The 19,641-nt window shown below is 68.3% G+C and carries 20 protein-coding genes; 16 read left to right on the forward strand and 4 right to left on the reverse strand.

Annotation, left to right across the window (positions count from 1 at the left end; genetic code table 11):
* Nucleotides 1–122: 122 nt before the first annotated feature.
* Entirely contained in the window at nt 123–557 is a 435-nt protein-coding gene (locus ACTMTJ_RS34575; RefSeq protein WP_441222884.1) for an NUDIX hydrolase, read from the forward strand.
* Nucleotides 558–633: 76 nt separating this feature from the next.
* Here ACTMTJ_RS34575 and ACTMTJ_RS34580 read toward each other — a convergent pair whose 3' ends face one another.
* Nucleotides 634–891, reverse strand: coding sequence for a hypothetical protein (locus ACTMTJ_RS34580; protein WP_441222885.1), 258 nt, complete (start codon nt 889–891; stop codon nt 634–636).
* A gap of 6 nt (nt 892–897) precedes the next feature.
* On the opposite strand from ACTMTJ_RS34580, the gene ACTMTJ_RS34585 reads away from it, so the two are divergent.
* Together ACTMTJ_RS34585 and ACTMTJ_RS34590 are read left to right on the forward strand one after the other, a co-directional pair.
* Entirely contained in the window at nt 898–1,467 is a 570-nt protein-coding gene (locus tag ACTMTJ_RS34585; RefSeq protein ID WP_441222886.1) for a PfkB family carbohydrate kinase, read from the forward strand.
* Nucleotides 1,464–2,132 (forward strand): hypothetical protein, encoded by a 669-nt coding sequence (locus ACTMTJ_RS34590; protein ID WP_441222887.1) that lies wholly within the window; start codon nt 1,464–1,466, stop codon nt 2,130–2,132. The genes ACTMTJ_RS34585 and ACTMTJ_RS34590 overlap by 4 nt, the downstream gene beginning before the upstream one ends.
* 431 nt (nt 2,133–2,563) lie before the next feature.
* On the opposite strand, the gene ACTMTJ_RS34595 is transcribed toward ACTMTJ_RS34590, so the two are convergent.
* Nucleotides 2,564–3,328, reverse strand: a complete 765-nt coding sequence (locus ACTMTJ_RS34595; RefSeq protein ID WP_441222888.1) for a 5-formyltetrahydrofolate cyclo-ligase — start codon at nt 3,326–3,328, stop codon at nt 2,564–2,566.
* Nucleotides 3,329–3,338: 10 nt separating this feature from the next.
* On the reverse strand, nt 3,339–4,535 hold the full coding sequence (locus ACTMTJ_RS34600; RefSeq protein ID WP_441222889.1) for a helix-turn-helix domain-containing protein: 1,197 nt from the start codon (nt 4,533–4,535) through the stop codon (nt 3,339–3,341).
* Between the two features lie 781 nt (nt 4,536–5,316).
* On the opposite strand from ACTMTJ_RS34600, the gene ACTMTJ_RS34605 reads away from it, so the two are divergent.
* From ACTMTJ_RS34605 to ACTMTJ_RS34645, 9 genes are all read left to right on the forward strand, one after another.
* Nucleotides 5,317–6,147: a DUF5753 domain-containing protein gene (locus ACTMTJ_RS34605; RefSeq protein ID WP_441222890.1), complete on the forward strand. Its 831-nt coding sequence runs from the start codon at nt 5,317–5,319 to the stop codon at nt 6,145–6,147.
* A gap of 42 nt (nt 6,148–6,189) precedes the next feature.
* On the forward strand, nt 6,190–7,077 hold the full coding sequence (locus tag ACTMTJ_RS34610) for a helix-turn-helix domain-containing protein (RefSeq protein ID WP_441222891.1): 888 nt from the start codon (nt 6,190–6,192) through the stop codon (nt 7,075–7,077).
* 343 nt (nt 7,078–7,420) lie between these two features.
* The gene (locus tag ACTMTJ_RS34615) at nt 7,421–8,233 is read left to right on the forward strand and encodes a hypothetical protein (protein WP_441222892.1); all 813 of its coding nucleotides are present in this window, start codon (nt 7,421–7,423) and stop codon (nt 8,231–8,233) included.
* Nucleotides 8,234–8,491: 258 nt separating this feature from the next.
* Entirely contained in the window at nt 8,492–9,259 is a 768-nt protein-coding gene (locus ACTMTJ_RS34620; RefSeq protein ID WP_441222893.1) for a site-2 protease family protein, read from the forward strand.
* Nucleotides 9,260–9,449: 190 nt separating this feature from the next.
* Complete coding sequence (locus ACTMTJ_RS34625; protein WP_441222894.1) at nt 9,450–10,172, forward strand: hypothetical protein; 723 nt, start codon at nt 9,450–9,452, stop codon at nt 10,170–10,172.
* 277 nt (nt 10,173–10,449) lie between these two features.
* Complete coding sequence (locus ACTMTJ_RS34630; RefSeq protein WP_441222895.1) at nt 10,450–11,121, forward strand: GNAT family N-acetyltransferase; 672 nt, start codon at nt 10,450–10,452, stop codon at nt 11,119–11,121.
* A gap of 243 nt (nt 11,122–11,364) precedes the next feature.
* Entirely contained in the window at nt 11,365–12,222 is an 858-nt protein-coding gene (locus ACTMTJ_RS34635; RefSeq protein ID WP_441222991.1) for an SAM-dependent methyltransferase, read from the forward strand.
* A 227-nt stretch (nt 12,223–12,449) separates the two neighbouring features.
* Nucleotides 12,450–12,935, forward strand: a complete 486-nt coding sequence (locus ACTMTJ_RS34640) for a hypothetical protein (RefSeq protein ID WP_441222896.1) — start codon at nt 12,450–12,452, stop codon at nt 12,933–12,935.
* A gap of 102 nt (nt 12,936–13,037) precedes the next feature.
* Complete coding sequence (locus tag ACTMTJ_RS34645; RefSeq protein WP_441222897.1) at nt 13,038–13,325, forward strand: hypothetical protein; 288 nt, start codon at nt 13,038–13,040, stop codon at nt 13,323–13,325.
* On the opposite strand, the gene ACTMTJ_RS34650 is transcribed toward ACTMTJ_RS34645, so the two are convergent.
* A complete protein-coding gene (locus ACTMTJ_RS34650; protein WP_441222898.1) occupies nt 13,276–13,542 on the reverse strand; it encodes a winged helix-turn-helix domain-containing protein in 267 nt (88 codons plus the stop codon). The two genes, ACTMTJ_RS34645 and ACTMTJ_RS34650, sit on opposite strands and share 50 nt — an antisense overlap.
* A 422-nt stretch (nt 13,543–13,964) precedes the next feature.
* Here ACTMTJ_RS34650 and ACTMTJ_RS34655 point away from each other — a divergent pair, with 422 nt between their 5' ends.
* The 4 genes from ACTMTJ_RS34655 to ACTMTJ_RS34670 all read left to right on the forward strand — a co-directional run bounded on the left by ACTMTJ_RS34655 (nt 13,965) and on the right by ACTMTJ_RS34670 (nt 19,608).
* Entirely contained in the window at nt 13,965–15,020 is a 1,056-nt protein-coding gene (locus ACTMTJ_RS34655) for an ABC transporter substrate-binding protein (protein WP_441222899.1), read from the forward strand.
* Nucleotides 15,017–15,826, forward strand: coding sequence for a class I SAM-dependent methyltransferase (locus tag ACTMTJ_RS34660; protein WP_441222900.1), 810 nt, complete (start codon nt 15,017–15,019; stop codon nt 15,824–15,826). Before ACTMTJ_RS34655 ends, ACTMTJ_RS34660 begins: the two co-directional genes overlap by 4 nt.
* Before the next feature lie 90 nt (nt 15,827–15,916).
* Nucleotides 15,917–16,687 (forward strand): ABC transporter permease, encoded by a 771-nt coding sequence (locus ACTMTJ_RS34665; protein ID WP_441222901.1) that lies wholly within the window; start codon nt 15,917–15,919, stop codon nt 16,685–16,687.
* A 1,073-nt stretch (nt 16,688–17,760) separates the two neighbouring features.
* Entirely contained in the window at nt 17,761–19,608 is a 1,848-nt protein-coding gene (locus ACTMTJ_RS34670; RefSeq protein ID WP_441222902.1) for an Hsp70 family protein, read from the forward strand.
* The last annotated feature ends 33 nt before the right edge of the window (nt 19,609–19,641 follow it).

Here is a 19,641-nt window from a genome sequence, read left to right on the forward strand (position 1 = left end):
GAAAGCCGACGTGCCCACCGGCCTGCCAGGCTAACCAACCACGATCGAGTGCCGAAAATGGTCCACGGCAGGGACAAAACACACCCGGCCCAACAACGATGATCAACGAACGAGGAGCTGTGATGGCCCGCTACACCTCATGTGTCGACCTGCACCTGATCCTGCGCGACGGTGACGGACGGGTGCTGGTCGGCGAGCGCCGCAACACCGGTTGGGCCGATGGGCAGCTTGGCCTTCCATCTGGGCACCTGGAAAACGGCGAGTCCGCCACCACAGGCGTCGCCCGCGAAGCCGAGGAGGAGGTCGGCGTACTCGTCAAGCCCGATGCCCTGCGGTTGGTCCACCTGATGCACCACCGCACCGACTCCGGACGGGTCGCACTGTTCTTCGAGGCCCGCGACTGGTCCGGTCAGATCACCAACCAGGAGCCGGACAAGTGCGCCGGATGGTCGTTCGTCGACCCGGCCGACCCGTCCCCGCAGATCGTGCCCTACGTCGCGCAAGCGCTGCGGCAGATCGCCTCGGGCGAGGTCTACAGCGAGGGCGGCTGGTCGTAGCCATGACGCCAGCGATGGGACCAGACCTGGTCTGCTTCGGCTACCTCACCCACGCGCAGGTCACCGCCGTGGCGGCCTATCCGGCGGCGAACACCGGAGCGCAGGTGGTCCAGGTCCTCCCGTCGCTGGCCGGGGACGCACCCATCACTGCCGTGACCGCACGGCGGCTCGGCTCGACCACGCACCTGATCAGCAACCGGGTCAGCGTCGACGCCGCCGGGCAGGCCGTCCTCGACATGCTCGACAGCGCCGCCGTCACCCACCAAGCGCTGCCCAGCGCCGCGCCCGGCTCTGGCACGCCACAGCTCACCATCGTGACCGACCAGGCGGGCACCCGCACATGGTTCGCCTGGCTCGGCAACACCTTGGAACAGCTCGCCACCGCGGACCTGACCTCGCTGAGCGCGGCCCGGCTGGCGTACATCGACTGCTATCGCATCATCGACGGCCTGGCCGCCGCCGCGATCACCGCCGGCCACGCTCCGCTGCTGCTCAACCTCGGCGGCGACCGCTCTCCGACACCGCCGCCGAAGCCGCCAGCAGACGCCACATCACGTTCGTACAGACCAACCTCGATGAGCAAGACGCCGGCCGCGCCGAGGCCGTCGCCGCTGACCTGTATGCCCGGCTGCACCCGGAGACCGTCGTGGTCACCCTCGGCCGGCCCGGCGCCCTCGGCTACACGTCGGCGGGCGCCTTCCGGATGCAGGCACGGCAGATCCATGTGCGTCACACACACGGCGCGGGAGCCGCGTTCTCCGACAGACTCGCGCACGCCTACCTCACCGGAGCCACCGCCCGCCAAGCCGTCCACGCCGCCTGCCTCGCGGGCACCTCGCACTGCGCAGCCACCGGCGCGATACCCCACCAGCGCACCGACGTCGATCTGATCATGGAGGCACTGTCATGACTACCGTCGCCCCAACCGCCGCCCTCTATGCCCCGCTCGCAGGCCTGGACTGGAACGACCTGACCGCCGTTGCCGCCGCCTCCACTACGGTCCTCGACCAGCTCACCGCCGACCGTGCCCTCCTCGGTGAACTGACCGACACGGTGGTTGACAATCCGCACCTGGCCCGGCTGTGCGAGCACTACGACATCCTCGACAAGATCGTCCTGCACGACGACCCAGACGGCTGGCGGATCAGGCTCCACGTATTCCTCGACGGCTACTTCGACAGGCCCCATAACCATCGCTGGACCTACACCAGCCGGATCCTCACCGGCAGCTACACCCACGTCCTCTACGGCACCGACCACGAATTCACCGACGAAGTCGACGTGGCCGCACTCTCGCCCCGCCTGAGCCGCATCGAGGAACCCGGCGACACCTACACCCTGCACCACAGCATGATCCACTCCGTGACGGCGCACAGCGAAGCCGTAACCCTCATCGTGCGCGGCCCCGCCGTCAAAGACAGGTTCGTCGTCACCGACCGCGCCACCGGCAAAGCCTGGTGGCAGTACGGCGCCGCCACCGAGACACCCGACACCGCCACCGCCAAGCGCATGACCAACGAACATCTCCGCGACCGCATCACCGCCCTGCACACGGCAGGCACCTTCACCCCGTAGCCACTCACGGCAAGGGCCCCGCGCCGTGAAAAGCCCACCTAAAAGCGGGTCCGCCGCCCCCCAACAGGCGGTATCTGGCAAGGTGCTTTGCCAGTCATCACGGTCCGCGAGTTCACCGGCGGGCACCCGCCCGGCGCTGACGAACCCCATCAACCCTGGCGACGCCATGACAATGGACCGGACCTGGTCGGCACAGCTACATGTGGAGTGCGGCAGTTGGAACCGACCGTCCCGGCGTCCGGTCGGCGTAGCGCTACCCGGCCACCGGAGCGTAGTGAAAGACGCCCAACCGCTTGGGCTTGTGGCCCGACGCAGAATGGACCGACATCACCGGCACTGTAAGCGTCACCGTGACAGCGTGAGCACCGAGCATACCGTTCATGGTCATCTCCAACGCCGCGGTCATGCTCATCGCGAACGATGCACAACATCTATCCTGCCATCTCCGGGCCGGTGTCTTTCGTTTGACGTCGGCCAGCAAGGTCGGCGAGCAGTGGAATGGCGGCGATTTTCTCGGCGGCGAGATCTTGCCACAGTAGGCCGTCCGGGTGCCGTGAGGGCGGGCACTCAATGAGTTGTTCGGGTGTGACAATCAAGTCGACGGTGAAGTCGTGGCGAGCGACAGGTAGTGCTTCGTTGACTACTTGGAGTTGGTGGACGGTGGTCGCGATGACGGTGCTCGGCGCTAGGAGTCCGGCTTGTGCTAGTAGTGCGACTTCGATATCCGAATAGCCTGCGCCCTTTCCGATCCGTGTGCCGTCGGGGTTGACCGCGACGCTGCCGCAGATGATTAGGTCGATGTGGGGCATCTCGTCGACGTGGACTTTCGGTGCGGCCCTTGCTGCGGCCTGTGGTATCGCTGCTTGGTCTAGCGGGATTTGTAGGTGCGTTGGGTCGAGCCGGAAAAAGGGGCGGATGTCGGCGAGCTGGGGTACGGCCATGTAGACGGTCTTTCCGGCTGTGAGCGCGCCGACTCGGACTGGGAGCTGGGGCCAGTCTGGGTTGGCCTTTATTGTCCGGCTGGCGTGCCATTGCGGTGTATCGGCTAGTCGCTGCGCCGCCGCCTCTGCGCCGGCGAAGTAGGGGATCTTGCCGCGCACCGCTGATACAGGACTGACGCCTTCGCGGATGAGCAGGTTCCAGACGCGTTCGCGGATCCGATGCTTGGCTATCAGGGTGTCGGCGTGTTCTGCCACTTTGTGCCTCTCATGTCATCAGGGCCAGGAGGCGGTCGTGTAGCTCACGCACCTGAGGCTGATCGCGCCAGGGCGCCATTTCACGTCCGGCGGCGAAGGTGACGTTGAGTCCGCCTGCGCCGCGGGTCTGCTCCGCCAGATCGATGGCCCGATGCAGATGTCCAATAGCTTCGTCAAGTTGGCGCTGGCGAACGCAGGCGATGGCGAGGTTGGCGTGCACGATTGTTCCCGCCTTGGTTGGCCCGTGAGCCAGGTGCGAGCTTTGTTCTAGGTGTTGCTGCGCCGCGCGCGGTTCGTTGAGGAAGAGGTAGCAAGAGCCAGCGACCCGGCCAAGTTGGCTCGGCGAGTACAGCTCGATTGCCGCGTCGGTGTTGTTCACTTGCGCAAACTGTGCTTCGGCCTCCCTGAGGGCTGCCTCGCACTCCGTGCGCTGCTGGAGCATTGCCCTGGCCTCCCCCATGTGTAGTAGGCCGAGGCCCGAGATCACGCGGCTGGTGGTGGCGCTGAGCCGGGCGGCCTCCTGCGCCAGATGCAGGCCCGAGGTCGGGTCCTTGTATCCATACAGGGCGATGTAGCTCTTGCGCAGGTGAGCGTTAGCCTCAGTTGCGGTGTCGCCGACCTGCCGGGCGGCGTCGATCGCCTCGTCGAAGTACGCCGTGGCCGTCGCATGGTCGTGGCGCAGGGATGCATCCCACACCAGTTGGCCCATGAGGATTGCCGACTCGGCGCGCGCAGTTGTCAACTCGCGGCGGATACGTCCGGTCCTGCAGTGGCCCGACAGATACGTGATCTGAGCGTGGTGCTGTCCGGCCGCAGCCAGCAGAGAGGTCGACGGGGCGTGCTCGTACCTTTCGTCGAGGTCTTGGACCTTCTCGCGAAGCAGGGCGACCGCGATCAGGTCGACCTGCTCAGGGTGAGCCAGGGCCCACTCGAGCCGTTCTGGCCTGGCCGACTCGTCAAAGCCGCCGGGACCGACCTGCCTCGAAAGCCCGGCCAGCACCTCCGTGAAACGCCGCTGAGCGTCATCGTCAGCCGTCTTCAGCGCCTGGTCCAGCAGCGACAGCGAGAAGCCAGAGATCGTTACCCTGCCCGTTTCCCAGTTCGTGATCGACCTGTGGGTTACGCCGAGTCGGGCTGCGAACGCGCGCTTGGTCAGCCGCAGCGCGTTGCGTAGTGCAAGCGCTTCTGCCGCTGACCACTGCTGCACCTTGGCCCCCTTATGTCAACGCCCTGATCGCCTGCAGCCTATCGGGCAGATTTCCACCTTAGTACCCACCTTTTCTACCCGAACGCGTTCCCTCCTGCTGACTGGTTGTTGCACGCTCTTTGCGGCGCGCTGCTGCGCCATTGCAGTTCGACACCAGGCGGTCGCGTGCGGCCCGTGCCGTTGGCATGGCGACGTAAAGATCAAAGACGGAGGTGGGCGTGGTCGATCGGCAACCGGCGTGGCCTCCTACCCCGTCGGCAACGCGGCACCGTATTGATGGAGAAGCCATCACGGACGCCTCTGGCGGCGGAACAGCAATGCCCGCGTTCTCGCCGAGACGGAGCCCGGTGATGGCAACGCGTGAGAATCTAGCGATTCCTGACCAACGCGAACGTGCCGGTATCGCGCCAGCCTCCGCGTACAAGGCGCGTCAGCCGGTGTGGGTATACCGGCAGGGCTGGCGGCCGGGCGTGGCGCTGTTCGGTTCGGAGAGGGCGGTGTCAGTCCGCTACAGGCAGAACGTCGGACTGGGTACCAGCGTGGACACGGTTCTGCCGATAGACCTAGCCCTTCGAACCGAGCCGGACCCGTACCTGGACCGCGACAGTAGGGCGCCAATGGAGGAGACGGTGTCCAATGCCGTCTGAGATGGCTGACGCAACTCTGCCTGCCCGGTGCGGTACGTGGGAATCACACCCAGCCTCCGCCGGTCGTGCGAGGAGGACGAGATTGCTCGACTGGGGACGGTGCGGGATGACAGTGGAGTGGGCGGTGACGGGTGATGTCTGCCGCTGACCACGAGCCGATGTCGCTGCGCGCCAAGTGGCTCGGCGTCGGGCTGCGGGAGTTGCGTGAACGGCGCCGCTGCGGTGCCGGCGTCGCCGCCCGGGAGCTTGGCATCGACACGGCGCTGCTGCGCGCCTACGAGGCGGGTAGCAAGGTGGTCGGTCCGCAGCGTGCGGCCAGGTTCCTGGAGCTGTACAAGGTCTTTGACCTCGATGAGCAGGAGCAGGTGCTGGGCCTTGCCCGGGATGCCTGGCCGGAGCCGGACAGTCCGCTGGCTGACATGGAGCCGTCGCTGGTGGACCTGTTGTGGCTCGAGGCGAACGCCGCCCGGATCCGCTGCTTCTCCAACGCGCTGGTCCCGGATCCGCTGCGGACTGAGCGGTACGCCGACGCGGTAGCGCAGGTCGAGGTGCCGGCTGCTCGCCGCCCCGGCGTCGGGTTCGCTCGGCGACTGGATGGGCCGCATGAGCCAGATCTGCATGTGCTCATCGCCGAATCGGCGCTGACACGACCGGTGGGCCGATCGGACGTTAACACTGAGCAGCTGCTGTACCTGGCCAAGCTGGCACGCACGCGGATGCTCACCCTTCGGGTGCTGCCGAACCGAGCCGGCTACCTGCCGGGCATGGACACCTCCTTCACGGTGTTCGACGTCCCTCCGTACCCCGCGGTGGCGACGTTGCGAGTCCCCGACGATCGGTGGCGGCACGACGACGAAGACGCCGCCTCCGCGTTCGACACCGCTTTCTACCGGCTGCGCCGCCAAGCGCTGGACGTACGCGCGTCCCTCGATCTGCTCACCAGCTTGACCGAACAGCACCGCTGACCCCGCAGCTCCATCGTCCACATCCGAATCTTGCTGAGAGGAATGGGTTCCGTGCCCACCAAACGAGAGACCTTCATGCCGACGCTTCGGGCCCAGTACTTGGGGCAGCGGATGCGCAAATGGCGGGAGGACCGGGACATGACCCTCAAATACGCCGCCGCGTACGTGGGTGTCGAGTTCTCCACACTGGCCCGTTACGAACGTGCGGAGTGGCCGTTCCGGCCCGATCACATCGTCGCGCTGTTGGACATGTACGGCGTCGCGGACGAGGCCGAGCGTGAGGAGTTGCTCACTCTGGCTAAGAGCGCGTGGCGGATGCACCAGTGGAGCTATCCGGACGGCTCGACCAACGAACTGCACACGGCTGGCGTCGGCCACCCGTGGGTCGAGCGTCAGGCCGAGGAGGTCCACGTCTACGGCGGGATGCTCATCCCGGGCCTGCTGCACAACCAGGACTACGCCGCCGCAATTATCGAGTCCTACACGCCGCGGGCTGACGCCCGCGTGTTCGACCAGCACCTGAAGGCGCACATGGCTCGCCAGGAGCGGCTCTATGACCGTCCGCCGGTGCGGGTCAACGCGCTCGTCGAGGAGGCCGCCCTGGGCCGCCCGGTCGGCAGCCGGCTGGTCCTGCGTGCCCAGCTGGAACATTTGGTCCACCTGGTCGACAAGCTGCCGCACGTCGATATCCGGGTACTGACGACTGGTCTGGGAATGCACCCGGGCGTCCACGGCGCCTTCACCGTCTATCAGATGCCCCGCCCGTACCCGGAGGTCGCCTTCGCCCAGCATCTCGGCGGCCAGCTACTCATGGAATCGGGGCTGGCCAAACGTCACGTCCAAGCGCACAAACAGCTCTGGGAGCAGACGGCGCTCGGCCCGCGCGAGTCCATCGAGCTGATCGACAAACTCGCCGAAGAGGCGGGCTAGGGGGCCAGTCACCTCGGACACCACTACGGCAAGGCGGTATCAAGCCCTGTTCGATGTGGACATCCCCAGGGCCGCACGCCTGCTACGCCTGGTGGACAAGCCGGTCGGGGTCGAGTGGACGCAGCCGTGCTGCACCCGGTCCCACCTCCCGGGACCGAGTGACGCGCACCCGCACCCGGGCTACGCCCTCGGCCCCGACCTCCTACTCCTGGAAGCAGCCGCCACGCCGCGCTCCTCGTTTCGACACCGCGCGTCGACGTTGGGCACCGGGTAGCAGAAGACCGCTGCCGCGAAGCAATCGAGATTGAAGGGCAGTGCAGTGATTACGTTTCTCACGTACAACGTGGACGGCTACCAGCCTTTCGGCGATTACCCTGATCAGCGGTACCGGTTGGTGGAGCAGGTGATCCGGGACGCTGCGCCGGACGTCGTTGCCGTTCAGGGACTACCGGGTCGTTCGCCGAAGCAAGCCATGATGCGGCTGGCGTACAAGACCGGCATGGTCTGCACCCTCGGCGAGGACCGTCGCGGCCACATCGCGGTCGCGCGGGGCGCGCATGATGACCTCGCGGTCGGGCTGATGTGGCGGCCGCCGCTGTGGGCTACCGCTGGCAGTCTGGACATCCATCAGGGTGTGGACTGGTGGTACGCGTTGGTCAGCGTGGAGCTGAACGTCGGTGACGGCTACCGGATCCGGCACGGCTGCTACTGTGCCCCGCCCCGCGAGGGTGGGCTACGCCGCCCGGACGAGGCCGCCCGGCTGGTCAAGGCCATGACCAGGTCGATGGGGCTGGTGGGGGCCGACTGGAGCAACCCCCACTACTACACCGACCGGTGCGGCAGCGAGTTGGTCCGGCCCGAGCCGCACTGGGACGAGCAGGAACCATCGGAAGTCGCGCTAGCTAACCGTGTCGCCGTGGACATCCTCGCGCAGGGCGGGCTGCGCGATCCGAGCACCGTGCTCGAACAGCCTCGACCGGTCAGCACGGGACACTGGCCTGACGAGCTGCACAGCGGCTGGCCGGTCGACGGCGTCCTGGTCACCTCGCGCATGCTCGACGCCGTCGGTGAGTACTTCGCCGTCGACACGCCGGCTGCGCGACGGGCGTCCACACATCTTCCCGTCGGTGTGCGCTATGACCCCGCCGCACCGTAACGCGCGTCCCAGCAGCGATGGACTGGTGTCCGATGTGGATGGCGGTTGGCCGACAACGTTCTGGTACCTCGGCCGAGAACGCTTCGGGCGAGCGGGTGGAGGCCCGCGTAGGTCGGTGCAGCCGGTCAGCCGTACACCGCCACTTCACGATCCGGCCAGCGTTCGACACCACGTACGGCCCCAGCCCCTTTTCGGCTTCTCGCCTGACATATGCCATGCAATCACAGGCATCCAACCGCCAGATGGAGATAGTCCTTGATGATCCAGGCTGTCGTGGTCGCGGCTAGTGCGGTGTTGGTCGCGGTCGCCGCCCACGAGGCCGCGCATGGGTTCGCCCTGCGTAGCCTCGGCATTCCCGTCCACCGGGCAGGCATCGGGCTGCCGCTCCCGCCGGTGTTCACCATGTTCCGGGTTCGGGGCGTCACGTTCACCGTGTCGCCGTGGCTGGTCGGCGCCTACGTCCAGGCCCACCCGCACTATGTCAGGCAGATCGAAGAGCTCCGTTTCCGGGACCGAGCCTGGTTTCTGAATGCGGGCACCGTCGTCAATCTCATCCTGGGTTTCGGGGCTTTCGCCGCCACCGCGGTGTTGGTCGGCCACCCCGGTTACGCGATCGTCGCCTGCGCGTTCGGTGTGGTGACGTGGACCGGACGTCGGATCGTCGCTGCCTACCTGATACCCGCTGCCGCGGTGCCGGTCCTCGTCTTCGTGATCGTTGCCCTCGCGGGTGCTTGGTCGCGCGGTGAGACCGGCGCCGGGCTCAACGGATTACCCAACCTGGTTCGGCCGGGCGTCGCGGGCGCGGTCGAGTTTCTCGGCCTTGCTTCGTTCTCGCTGGGGGCGCTGAACGCGTTGCCGCTGTTCGGCTTGGACAACGGCAAGGTCGTGGACCTGCTCCTGCACCGCTGGATACCGCGCTGGGCGGTCCACGTGTACCGCACCACCGGATTGGTGGCGGTGGCCGCCATGTTGCTGCTCGCCATCGGCTCGGACATGTGGGCGGCCATCACCGCGGTCGCATCGTAAGCCCACAACCCCCAATCCACAGCAGACCAGACACCACGCGCGACAGCTCACGAATGGAAGGACACACGCCAAACCAAACAATCCACCTGCTGACTGTCCGTTGGCGGCGATCAAGCCGCTGCGCACGGGGGCGTCACTGATGCCCACGGCGAACCGCATGTGAGTTTCTATTCGGAGAGTGGAGGACGGTATGGCCGACCAGGTGATACCCGCGCCGGTGCGGGAGTGGGTTGACCTACTGCATCGCACGACAGGTGTTGCACCGCAGGTCCACAGGACCATTACCCCGGCTCCGCGGTGGCAGCTTAGCCTGGCCAATGACCGCGTGCTGCTGACCATAGACTTCCGACCCAGCAGCGGCGGTCGGTGGGTGAGGCGCGGCTCCACGTTGTCCATCGACGGGCAACCGGTAACAGCAGCGGAGAACCTGGAGCACTTCGTGCGCGTGTTCGCCAACCCGGACGAGGAATACAACCGCCGCCAGTTGCCACCGCCTCCACTGGATGCAGTCATACACGTGCGGCCCACGGCCGAGGCGCCGGCGCCGGTGGCCAAGGGCCTGCGGAAGCTAAGCCGCGCGTTCGGCAAGTCCGCCGAATGCGTGGTGGGAACGGTCGGCTCCGTGTTCTGGGCGGCCGAAGTTCGCATGCCCAAGGTCCGGGCGGTCCTGCGGGTCAACTTCCACGTGTGGCCGGACGGATCGTGCCACGAAGTTGGCGAGCCGCCGTTCCTGGTAACCGTCAACGGCAAGGACGTCACCGCAGAGATGGGCGGCAAGCTCGAACGCGTCGTGGCGATGATGAACCGGCCCGCCCACGACGCCGCGCCCGCCCCGGAGGCGGTGACGAAGCCGGCCGGGCCAGCGCGCGATGTCGGCGTCGAAACACGCCAAACCACCGTGCTAAGGCTGTAGCCATACCTGGCGTATCAACCCACGCCGCCAATGCCACGTGGGCCCATTTCGGCCACCGCGCACTGCCACGCCGATCGGCACAAGCCAAGAGCGACTTTCCACGCGTGGAGTTCGACAACACAGGCGCGCCGCTGGCATGGCCGCACCGCCCGCGCCGGTGCGGCTCGCTGTCGGCTCGGATGTAAGGACCGGCTGGTAGGGCGGTCGCCTCCTCGCCCATCCAACGAATCGACAGGAGAGCAACAAACATGGCCGACAACACATCAGCGGGGAACACGTGACAAGCGACGAAGACCGGACCATCCGCCACGCCGAGAAGAAGGACTCGGGGCAGGTCGCCGTCCTGATGGCAGACGCGCTCGCCGGCACCCCGGTCGGAGCGTGGCTCATCAGCGACCCGGCCGTTCGCACCGACCTGTTCCGGCGCTACTTTCACCGACTGGCGGACCAGCTCTACACCGACATGGCGACGATCCTGCACGTCACCGGCGGCCCAACTCCCACCGGCTGCGCGTGGTGGCTGGATGTCGTCACCTACGAACTCGATCCGCCCTTGGACCGGAACAACGTGTTCGACGAGGTGTTCGGACCGTACGCGGACAGGTTCCGACTGCTCGACACCATCGCCCGGCGGACTCTGGTCGAGTGCGGTCTGGGCGAGAGCTGGCTGCTGGCCCTCGTAGCGGTGGATCGCTCCCGTCACCGCACCGGGATCGGCTCGACGCTGATGCGACACACGTTGTCCGACATGGACACCCACGGCGCCCACTGGCCGACTTGGGCGGTCGCGCTGTCCCCGACCCATCGCATGTTCCTGGAACGCCACGGCTTCACCGTCACGGCGGATACCTTCCTGCCCGATAACGGCCCGACGCTATGGCCCATGTTCCGGCCGGGACCCAAAGGGGTGAGACCGGTACCGGCTTCGGGACGCTGCACGCCCGCGTAAGCGCGGATGGCGTAGGCGCGGTTGGTGGGACCGGGCTGGGTCGCGGTGGCCGGGATCCTGCCGGCCGGCCATCGCCGGCCGCGACCCGCTGTGACAGTCGAGGTGGCCGGCCAATTGACGCGACGATTCGCCGGGAGCGGCGTCGGTGGATCGGCACCTGTGTCCCTTGTGGACAGGCGTAGCTCGGTCGTAGCGCAGTCAGGAGACGCGACAACCATGACCGCAGTGGAGCGGTACGACGAGATGGACCGCCGGTACTGGACGGCTGTCGCCCGGCAGCGGATGGACCCGGAGCAGGTCTCCCAAGCCCGGATCTACGACTACCTGCTCGGCGGCCGGAACAGCTTCGCGGTCGACCAGGCCGCCGCGGAGGCGATCATCGCCCAGAACCCGGACGCGCCGCTCGTGGCCAGGGCCAACCGTGCGTTCCTGCGCCGCGCCGTGCAGTACCTGGTCGGGCGGGGGATCCGCCAGTTCGTCGACATCGGCTCCGGGCTACCGACGGTGGGCAACGTTCACGAGATCGCGCAACAGACGGCGCCGGATGCCGGAGTCATCTATGTGGACAACGACCCGGTCGCCGTCACGTACAGCCGGGAGTTGCTGCAGGACGACGCGCGTGCGGTGGTCGTCCCGGGGGACCTGCGCGAGGTGGACCTGCTGTTGGACCGGTTGACCGATCCGCGGCTACGGCCGGTCGTCGACCTGGACCGGCCGTTCGCGGTGCTGCTCGTCGCGGTCCTGCACTTCTTCCCCGACCACACCGGCCCGCAGCAGTTGGTCGCCCGGCTCCGCGAGGCGATGCCACCGGGCAGTCCCTTGGTGGTCAGTCACCTCGCCACCGAGTCCTTCACCCAGGCCGATGTCGCGGCGGTGCAGGGCATCTACCGCGAACGCGGCACGGGATATCCAGTCACCCGCACCCGCGAGCAGGTCCGGGCGTTCTTCGGCGACTTCCCGCTCGTCGACCCCGGCCTGGTCTACGTCAGCCAATGGCACCACGCCGACGCCGACGCTGAGCCGGCCGCGTTCGCCCAGGACCCGGCCCGCTCCGGCGGCCACGCCGGCGTGGCCGTCAAGCCATCCGGGCTTACAACGTGAGCGGGTGGCGGTGGTGCGGCCGCTGGCCGCGGCCGGTGATGGCAGCAGGCGCCCTGGCGGGCGCGGCCAGCGTGGCCGCCGCCGGGCTGGCGTGGACCCGGCTCGCAGACCCGCATCCGGCCCCGACAGGTGTGACCGCGCTCATGCCGACCACGACATCGTCGCTGCCATCTCCCCACGGCCGACGATACGACGCTGGGTTCGTCGACCCGTGCGCCCTCGTAGACGTGGCACCGCTGGTCCAACGCAGGTTCGTCGTTCGTGAAGCCGTGCCGCTGACCTTCTCCGCGAGCAGCTCATGCCGGATGGTGTTGCGGCTGGCCGACGCACCGCGCCTCGACCCGGACGGCGACGTCGATACCAGCCGGGAGTTGATCGCTATCGTCGTCGACGCCACCTCGTTCCCGGACGAATCGACCCAGGCGGGATGGACCTGGCGCACCCGCCGGGATTTCATGATCCGCGACAAGGGCGGCGGACAGGTCCACGATGTCGTGGGCCTGGGCAGTCAGGCGTTCGCGACCAGTGAACGCCGCCCGACAAACCGCCGCGGCCGGGCCACCTGGTCGTACGGGCTGCACCTGTGGGACGGCAACCTGTTCCTGTCCGTGACCGTGACCGGCATCGGTGAGGGCAAGCGCTTCACCGGCACGGACGCCGAGGCCACCGCAACCCGCCTCGCACTCGGTCTGCTCGCCGCCCTGCACGCCTAGAACATCATCGGTTCGTCATGCCTCTATGCCCCATGTGGACGCCGCAAGGACTCCGGCCGCGTACCTGGTTGACGAAGATCCAAGAGGAAGGTGCCTTGGTCCATGGGACGTGACCACGGCGGCGACGCCGGCGAGGCGACGCTCGCTCGTGCCTGGCGGTTGGTTCAACGCCACGGCGCGGGCGACCGATGCGGTGGCTGCCGCCCGGACGGCTGCGACCGCCTGGTGTGGGCGCATGACCAGCTGGAGCGCTTGGACGAGGACCGCGACTGGTACGAGCAGCGGCTGCTGCGAATCCGCGAAGTCATCCGCCAAGCCGAGGCGGGCCGGCCACTGGTCGTCAGGCCGGCGGCGGTGCGCTGGGCGCGCGGTCGCGCGTCGCCTGGGTAGGTCGCGCGACGAAGGTGCCGCGGCCTTGGTGGCCGATGGTGTCACCGGCCGCGGACAGCATCCGCAGGGCGGTCTTGACCGGCTCGGCGCTGCACTCGTACTTGGTGCGCAGCTCGTTGATGGAGGGGAGTTTGTCACCGGGCTTGAGCGTGCCGGAGGCGATGTCCCGGCGGATATCATCGATGATCGTCTGGTAGACGGCTTCGGCGGCTGGCATCGGTGCGTGCGCTCCTTTGGTTCGGCGCCCCCATCTGACCACGCGCCAAGGTGGAATGCCAAGCATGAACAGCATCCATTGACTTGGCAGCAATAGCATTCTAAGTTGTTGTCGGGTGGAGGTGTCCGGTCGGTTCGGCAACCTGTGCGCTCACCTCCACCCGGCACGTCGACCAGCGGTAGCGCCACCGGTCGATGTCGGCACATGGATCGGTCTGTGAGCCTGCGGGCAACCGGGGGAGCGAGCAAGACGCGGGCCGGGCGGTGGCCGGTTCGAAAAGGGCCACCCACCGCCGCCACCGGCACCGGCACATCGCCACCCGCGGCGGCGGCCCGGCTGGCCTCGTCGTGATCATTCAACCGCTTCGCCCACGGCGGCGAAGCCGACCACTTGGAATGAATAGCATGCGAGCTGGAGATGTGATGTTGGTAGCACCACATCCGCCGGGGTCCTCCCGGCGGCGGCCCGGCGTCGGTGTGGTCGCCGCAGTAGTCCTGCTGCTGTTGGCGGGCTGCGGCGGCGACGGCGAGACTGCCGCGGGTGAGCCGTTGGACAAGGTCACCTACCTGACCGGGTTCGGGATCAGCGGACGGGAGTCGCACGCGCATACCGCGGTGGCGAAGGGGTTCTTCCGCGAGGCCGGTTTCGAGGTCACGATCGAGCCGGGGCAGGCAGGCCCCTACAACGACAACGCCGTCGGCGCCGGGAAGGCGCAGTTCGCCGGCGTCGACGCCAGCGGCGCGTTCGTCCGGTTCGCCAAGGCAGCCCCCGGCCAGCGGAAGGTCCGCACGGTGGCCGCCGTGCAGCAACGCACCCTGCTGTCGATGGTCACCCTCAGCGACCGGAACATCCGGGTACCCAAGGACCTGGCCGGCAAACGGTTGGGGGTTGGCCCTGGGGCCGCCCCACGGGTGATGTGGCCGCTGTACGCGAAGCTGGCCGGTGTCGGCCCGGTGACCTTCGTGGAGAACAAGCCGGACACCCTCGCCGGGCTGCTGGTGGCGAACAAGGTCGACGCGATCGGCCTGTTCGTCGCGGGCATACCGCAGGTCGAGGCGGCCGAGGCGAAACTGGCCAAGGAACAGAACCGGCCGCCGCGGCAGGTGGTCAAGCTGCCGTACTCCGACTACCTGACCGACATGTACGGCACCGTGCTGATCACCTCCACCCATCTCGTCGACCGCGACCCGGACCGGGTCCGCCGGTTCACCGGGGCGCTGATGAAGGGCCTGCGGTACGCGGTCGAGCATCCGCAAGAGGCCGGCCAGATTCTGCACGACATGGACGCCAAGCAGAATCCCGCGACCGCGGCCCGCGAGTTGGAACTGGTGAAGCCGTTCGCCGTACCACCCGGCGGCCATCCGTACGGATTTATGGATCCGGCACAGGTTGCCCGCTCGATCGCCATCTTGCAGAACCTGCCCATGCCGAACATCACGCCGGAACAGCTGGTCGCGTTCGACCTGGTGCCCCAATGACACCGCCGACCGGCACCGTCACTCCGTACCCGTTGGACAACACCGCCGACGGTGCCGACGCCCACCACCACGGGCTCGCCCACCTGCTGGACAACTTCTCCCAGCACCGCCTCGCGGGCCTGCGCGACTGGTCCGGGGCGCACGTGCTCGAAGTGGGCTGCGGCAAGGGCTCGTTCGCGCGCCGCCTCGCCGACATGGTCGGCGACAGCGGCCACGTGACTGCCACCGACCTCAAACCCCCGGCGCTCGACCACGACCGCATCACCGTCATCCAGCACGACCTGACCAGCGACACGGCCCTGCCGGCCGGACCCTTCGACGGCGTCCACACCCGCCTGGTCCTGCAACACCTGCCCACCCGCGAGGACATCCTGGACCGGCTGATCGCCGTGCTCCGGCCCGGCGGCGTCCTGATCGAGGAGGCATGGCGGCCCGTCCGGGTCAACCCGGTCGTTGCCGCACCCGACCCGGACTCCCGCTACCTGTACGAACGCTTCGCCCACGCCAGCGGCCGCATCTTCGACGACGCCGGCACCGACCCCCACTGGGCAAAACAGGTACCCACCGCCATGGAGAACCGCGGCCTGACCAATGTGGACACCGTCATCCACGGCAGCTTCTGGCGCGGCGGCGACCCCGCCGCCCGCATGGTCGCCGGCACCATTCCGCAACTGGCCGACGGCCTACTGGCCAAAGGCTTCACCACCGCTGACATCGACGCAGTCCTGGAACTGCTCCACAACCCCGCGTTGAAAGTGGAGTCCCACCTGCTCTACTCCACCAGCGGATACGTGCCCCAGCGGTAGGGCTGTACGGACCGCCGAGGGTGCCCCGCAGGCGTGGGCACCCTCCGGCATCTCCCCTCCAGATTCCGACCGGACCAGGAGGTTCGCCCGGTGGCATTTCCGTTCCGCCGTTGGCTCGGGGCGCTGCTCCCGGTGGCCGCTTGCACCGCCGGCGTCGCCGGCTGGTGGGCCGCGACGGCGGCGTTCGACATTCCCTCGTTCTTCCTGCCCGATCCGCTGGACGTCGCCCGCGCGGGACGCGCCATGCCCGGCTACCTCGCCAGCGAAGCGTGGGTGACCATCATCGAGATCCTGGCCGGGTTCGCCTTCGCCGTCGCCAGCGGTCTGGTCGCGGCCGCCGTCCTCGCGGCCTGGCGGCCGCTCGAGCGCGCCCTGATGCCGCCGCTCGTCGCGCTCAACGCCGTACCCAAGGTAGCCGTAGCACCGTTGTTCGTCCTCTGGCTCGGATTCGGACCCGAACCCAAGATCGCCCTCGTCTGGCTGATCTGCACCTTCCCCATCCTGCTCGGCACGCTCGCCGGGCTCACCTCAACCCCCGCCGAACTCGCCGAACTAGCCCGATCGCTGGACGCCAACCGCTGGCGAACCTTCCGCAAAATCCGCCTCCCACACGCGCTACCGCAGATCTTCACCGGCCTCAAACTCAGCATCCAACTCGCCGTCATCGGCGCCGTCGTCGCCGAAGTCACCAGCCCCAACCGCGGCCTCGGCGCCCTCATCGTGACCAGCTCCGCCCAAGCCGACACACCACTAGCCTTCGCCGCGATCACCATCCTCGCCGGCCTCAACGTCACACTCTTCTACGCCATCGTTGCCACCGAACGACTCCTGGCACCATGGGCGAGGGCCGTCTCTGGGTGACGACGGCGTTCCCACGCAGGTCCGCGGCTGACATGTCCTAAGGAGACACGGTTCTCGCGCCACTGGACTCGCTGCCGTGACTCACGCGGCGTGGACCGAAGGTGCCCTGCTGGCGGTTGCGGTCAGGGCTGGTCCAGGTGCCAGCGGTGTTTGAGGACGAGGTGGATGGTGCCGATTAGCGCCGTCATTCTCGAACCCATCGAGTTGTGTCACCACGCGGAGGAAGCCCACGGGGGACAGGTATCAATTGGGCGCGGTGAAACTGCTCCCGCGCCCGGTTCAGGTCGCCGGCTTGGGGGTCGACGGTGAGGGTCAGCTCGTCTGGAGCCTGCTCGGCCAGGTGGGCCGCCACCGTATCGATGAACCTTTGGGTGCTGGAAGGCCGGGTCCGGCTCACGCGCCGGTTCGTCGACCAACTCTGCGCCACCCCGATGATTGCGGGTCATGAGCCGAAGCTATCGCTGGCAATCCGCCAGTACGCCGCCACCGAGCCGGTACGCCTGGTCGTCACCGGCTCCGCCGTGACAGACCTGGGGAAACCCACAGCCCGACTAGGCTTCACTTCGCTGCGCTGCCGGGGTGAGCGGTGCCCAGACGCCCTCTAATGGCCGGTGAGTTCGCCGCCTACGCCCGCGAGCAGATCCAGACGGTCGACGCCACGCGGCGGGCCCACGTGGCATACCTGCGCGGACCCTCGCCACCGCGGACCTGCGCGGGCTGATCCGGACCGCACCACCTGGGTACGCGCTCGCGGCAGACGACATCCATCGGTTCGACGCCTTGAGCCGGCGCATGCGGGCGGCCCTGGCTACCACGTCGTCGAAAAGGCCGCGGAGCTGCTCGCCGGGCCCTGCGGCTGTGGCGGTGTGACGTCCTGGCCAACTGTCCGGTCGGCGAGTGGGCGCGGGCCGAGGTGGCAGTGGTTCGTGTGCTCATCGTCCGGCGGCGGTACAGGGATTGTGCTGCCTCGTGGTTACTGATTCGGGTTGTGGGGTGACGGTCAGTTGTGGCTGGTGGTATGACTGTTGTCTATGCCTTTCCGGGATTTGCGGCTGGCGGTTGATTGTGGCTCGGTGACCACGGCGGCGGTGTTGGCGTGGGATGGTGGTTGGCTGCCGTTGCAGTGGGATGGCTGGCCGTGGCTGTCCAGCGCTGTTCACGTCGCAGCGGACGGGCAGGTGACGGCGGGGCAGCAGGCGTGGCTGGCGGCGGTGTCGTCGCCGGCGGGGTTTGAGCCGTCGCCGGTGCGCCGGGCGGGGCAGGACCAGCTGGTTGTGGCCGGGACGCAGTTGCCGGCGGTGGACTTGGTGGCGGCGACGCTGCGGGTGGTGGGGCAGGAAGCGGCCCGGGTCGCGGGTGGGCCGGTGGCTGATGTGCGGCTGGTGGTGCCGGCGGTGTGGGGGCCGACCCGTTTGACGTGGTTGCGGCAGGCGGCGCGGCGGGCCGGGCTGGCTGAGGTGACGTTGGTGCCGGCACCGGTCGCGGTGGCCCAACACCTGACTATTTCGGGTGTCCAGCTGCCGGTGGGTTCGTACCTGGCGGTTTGTGACCTGGGTGGCGGTGTCAAGGTCAACGTGCTGCGTCGTGGTCCGGCCGGGTTCGAGGTTTTGTCCTTTGCGGACGACGAATCGGCTGGTGGGTCCCGGATTGATGAACTGTTGGCGGCGCAGCTCAACGGCCACCAGCCGGAAACCGCGGCGGCGGTGGATGGGCGGTGGCAGGTGGTGGCGGCGGTGCGGGCGGCCAAGGAGGCGGCGTCGGGGTATGCGACGGTGACGGTGGGTTCGCCGCCGACGGTGTGGACGGCCGGGCAGGTGCAGCAGGTCGCGCGGCCGGTGTTGGAGCAGGCCGCCCAGCAGGTGGTGAAGGCTGTGGAGGCAGCGGACCTGACACCGGACCGGCTGGCCGGTGTGTTCCTGGCCGGTGGCGGGGCGAGCATGCCGCTGGCCGGCCAGGTAATGGGCGAGGCGGTGGGTCGGGCGCCGGTGGTGGTCGCCGATCCGGGGGTGGCGGCGGTGCGCGGGGCGGCGCAGGCGACCGGTCCGCAGGGCGGCGCCGGGGTGCCGGTGGCGGCGGGGCCGCCGTTGCCGCCGCTGCGGCGGGCGTTGTCGTTGGCGGTGCCCGGGTTCGCGTCGCTGTTGGTGCTGGCCCGGTTGTTGATGGTCAAGGATCGGGCCGAGGGCCCGTACAACTGGTACCAGTTCTATCAGCGTTCCTGGAACGGTGACGTGTACGCGCTGCCGGTGAACTGGGGTGCGTTGGCGTTGGCGGCCACGTTGGCGGTGGTGGCGTGTTTGTGTGGTGCGGCGTTGATCGCGTCGGTGCTGCCGTACGCGGTCGGCCCGGCCGGTGCGGCGGGTTCGGATGGTGGGCAGATGGCCGCTGGGCTGTTGGTGGCGGCCGGGTTGGGTGTGTCGGTGGCCGGCGTGTACGCGGTCGGTGTGTCGTTGTACTTCAGGGCGCCGAGCGGCGCGTATCTGCGGTGGGCGTTGGTGCCGGTGCTGCCGCTGTTGGCGGTGGTGGTGGCGGTCGCGGCGCTGGCCGCCCGGTGGGGCAGGCGTCCGGCGGTGGGGTGGCATGACTGGTTGGGGTTTCCGGTCAGTTCGGTGGTGCCGGCCGCGGTGGGGATGGTGCTGGTCGACTACGCCTACGGCAACTCCGCCGCTGGGGGGTGGGACGGCCTGCTGGGGCGGTTCGGTGGGTTGTTGATCGGGGTGGGTGCCGCGCTGGCGCTGGTGCGGCCGCTGCTGTTGCGGCTGGTTCTGGCCGGCCCGGTCGGGGTCGCGGCGGCGGCGATCACCGACTGGCGCACGACCGGCGTGCTCGCGGTCATCTACATCGCCGCGGTCACCTTGTGGTGGCTGCAACGGTTGTGGCAGCTGTGGACCGGTCCGCCGCGACAATGGCTACCGGGCACATGACCTACCCACACCGCGCCGTCGGTCACATCCGAG

The organism is Phytohabitans sp. LJ34, from assembly GCF_052068095.1.
In the GTDB taxonomy this organism is placed as follows: domain Bacteria; phylum Actinomycetota; class Actinomycetes; order Mycobacteriales; family Micromonosporaceae; genus Phytohabitans.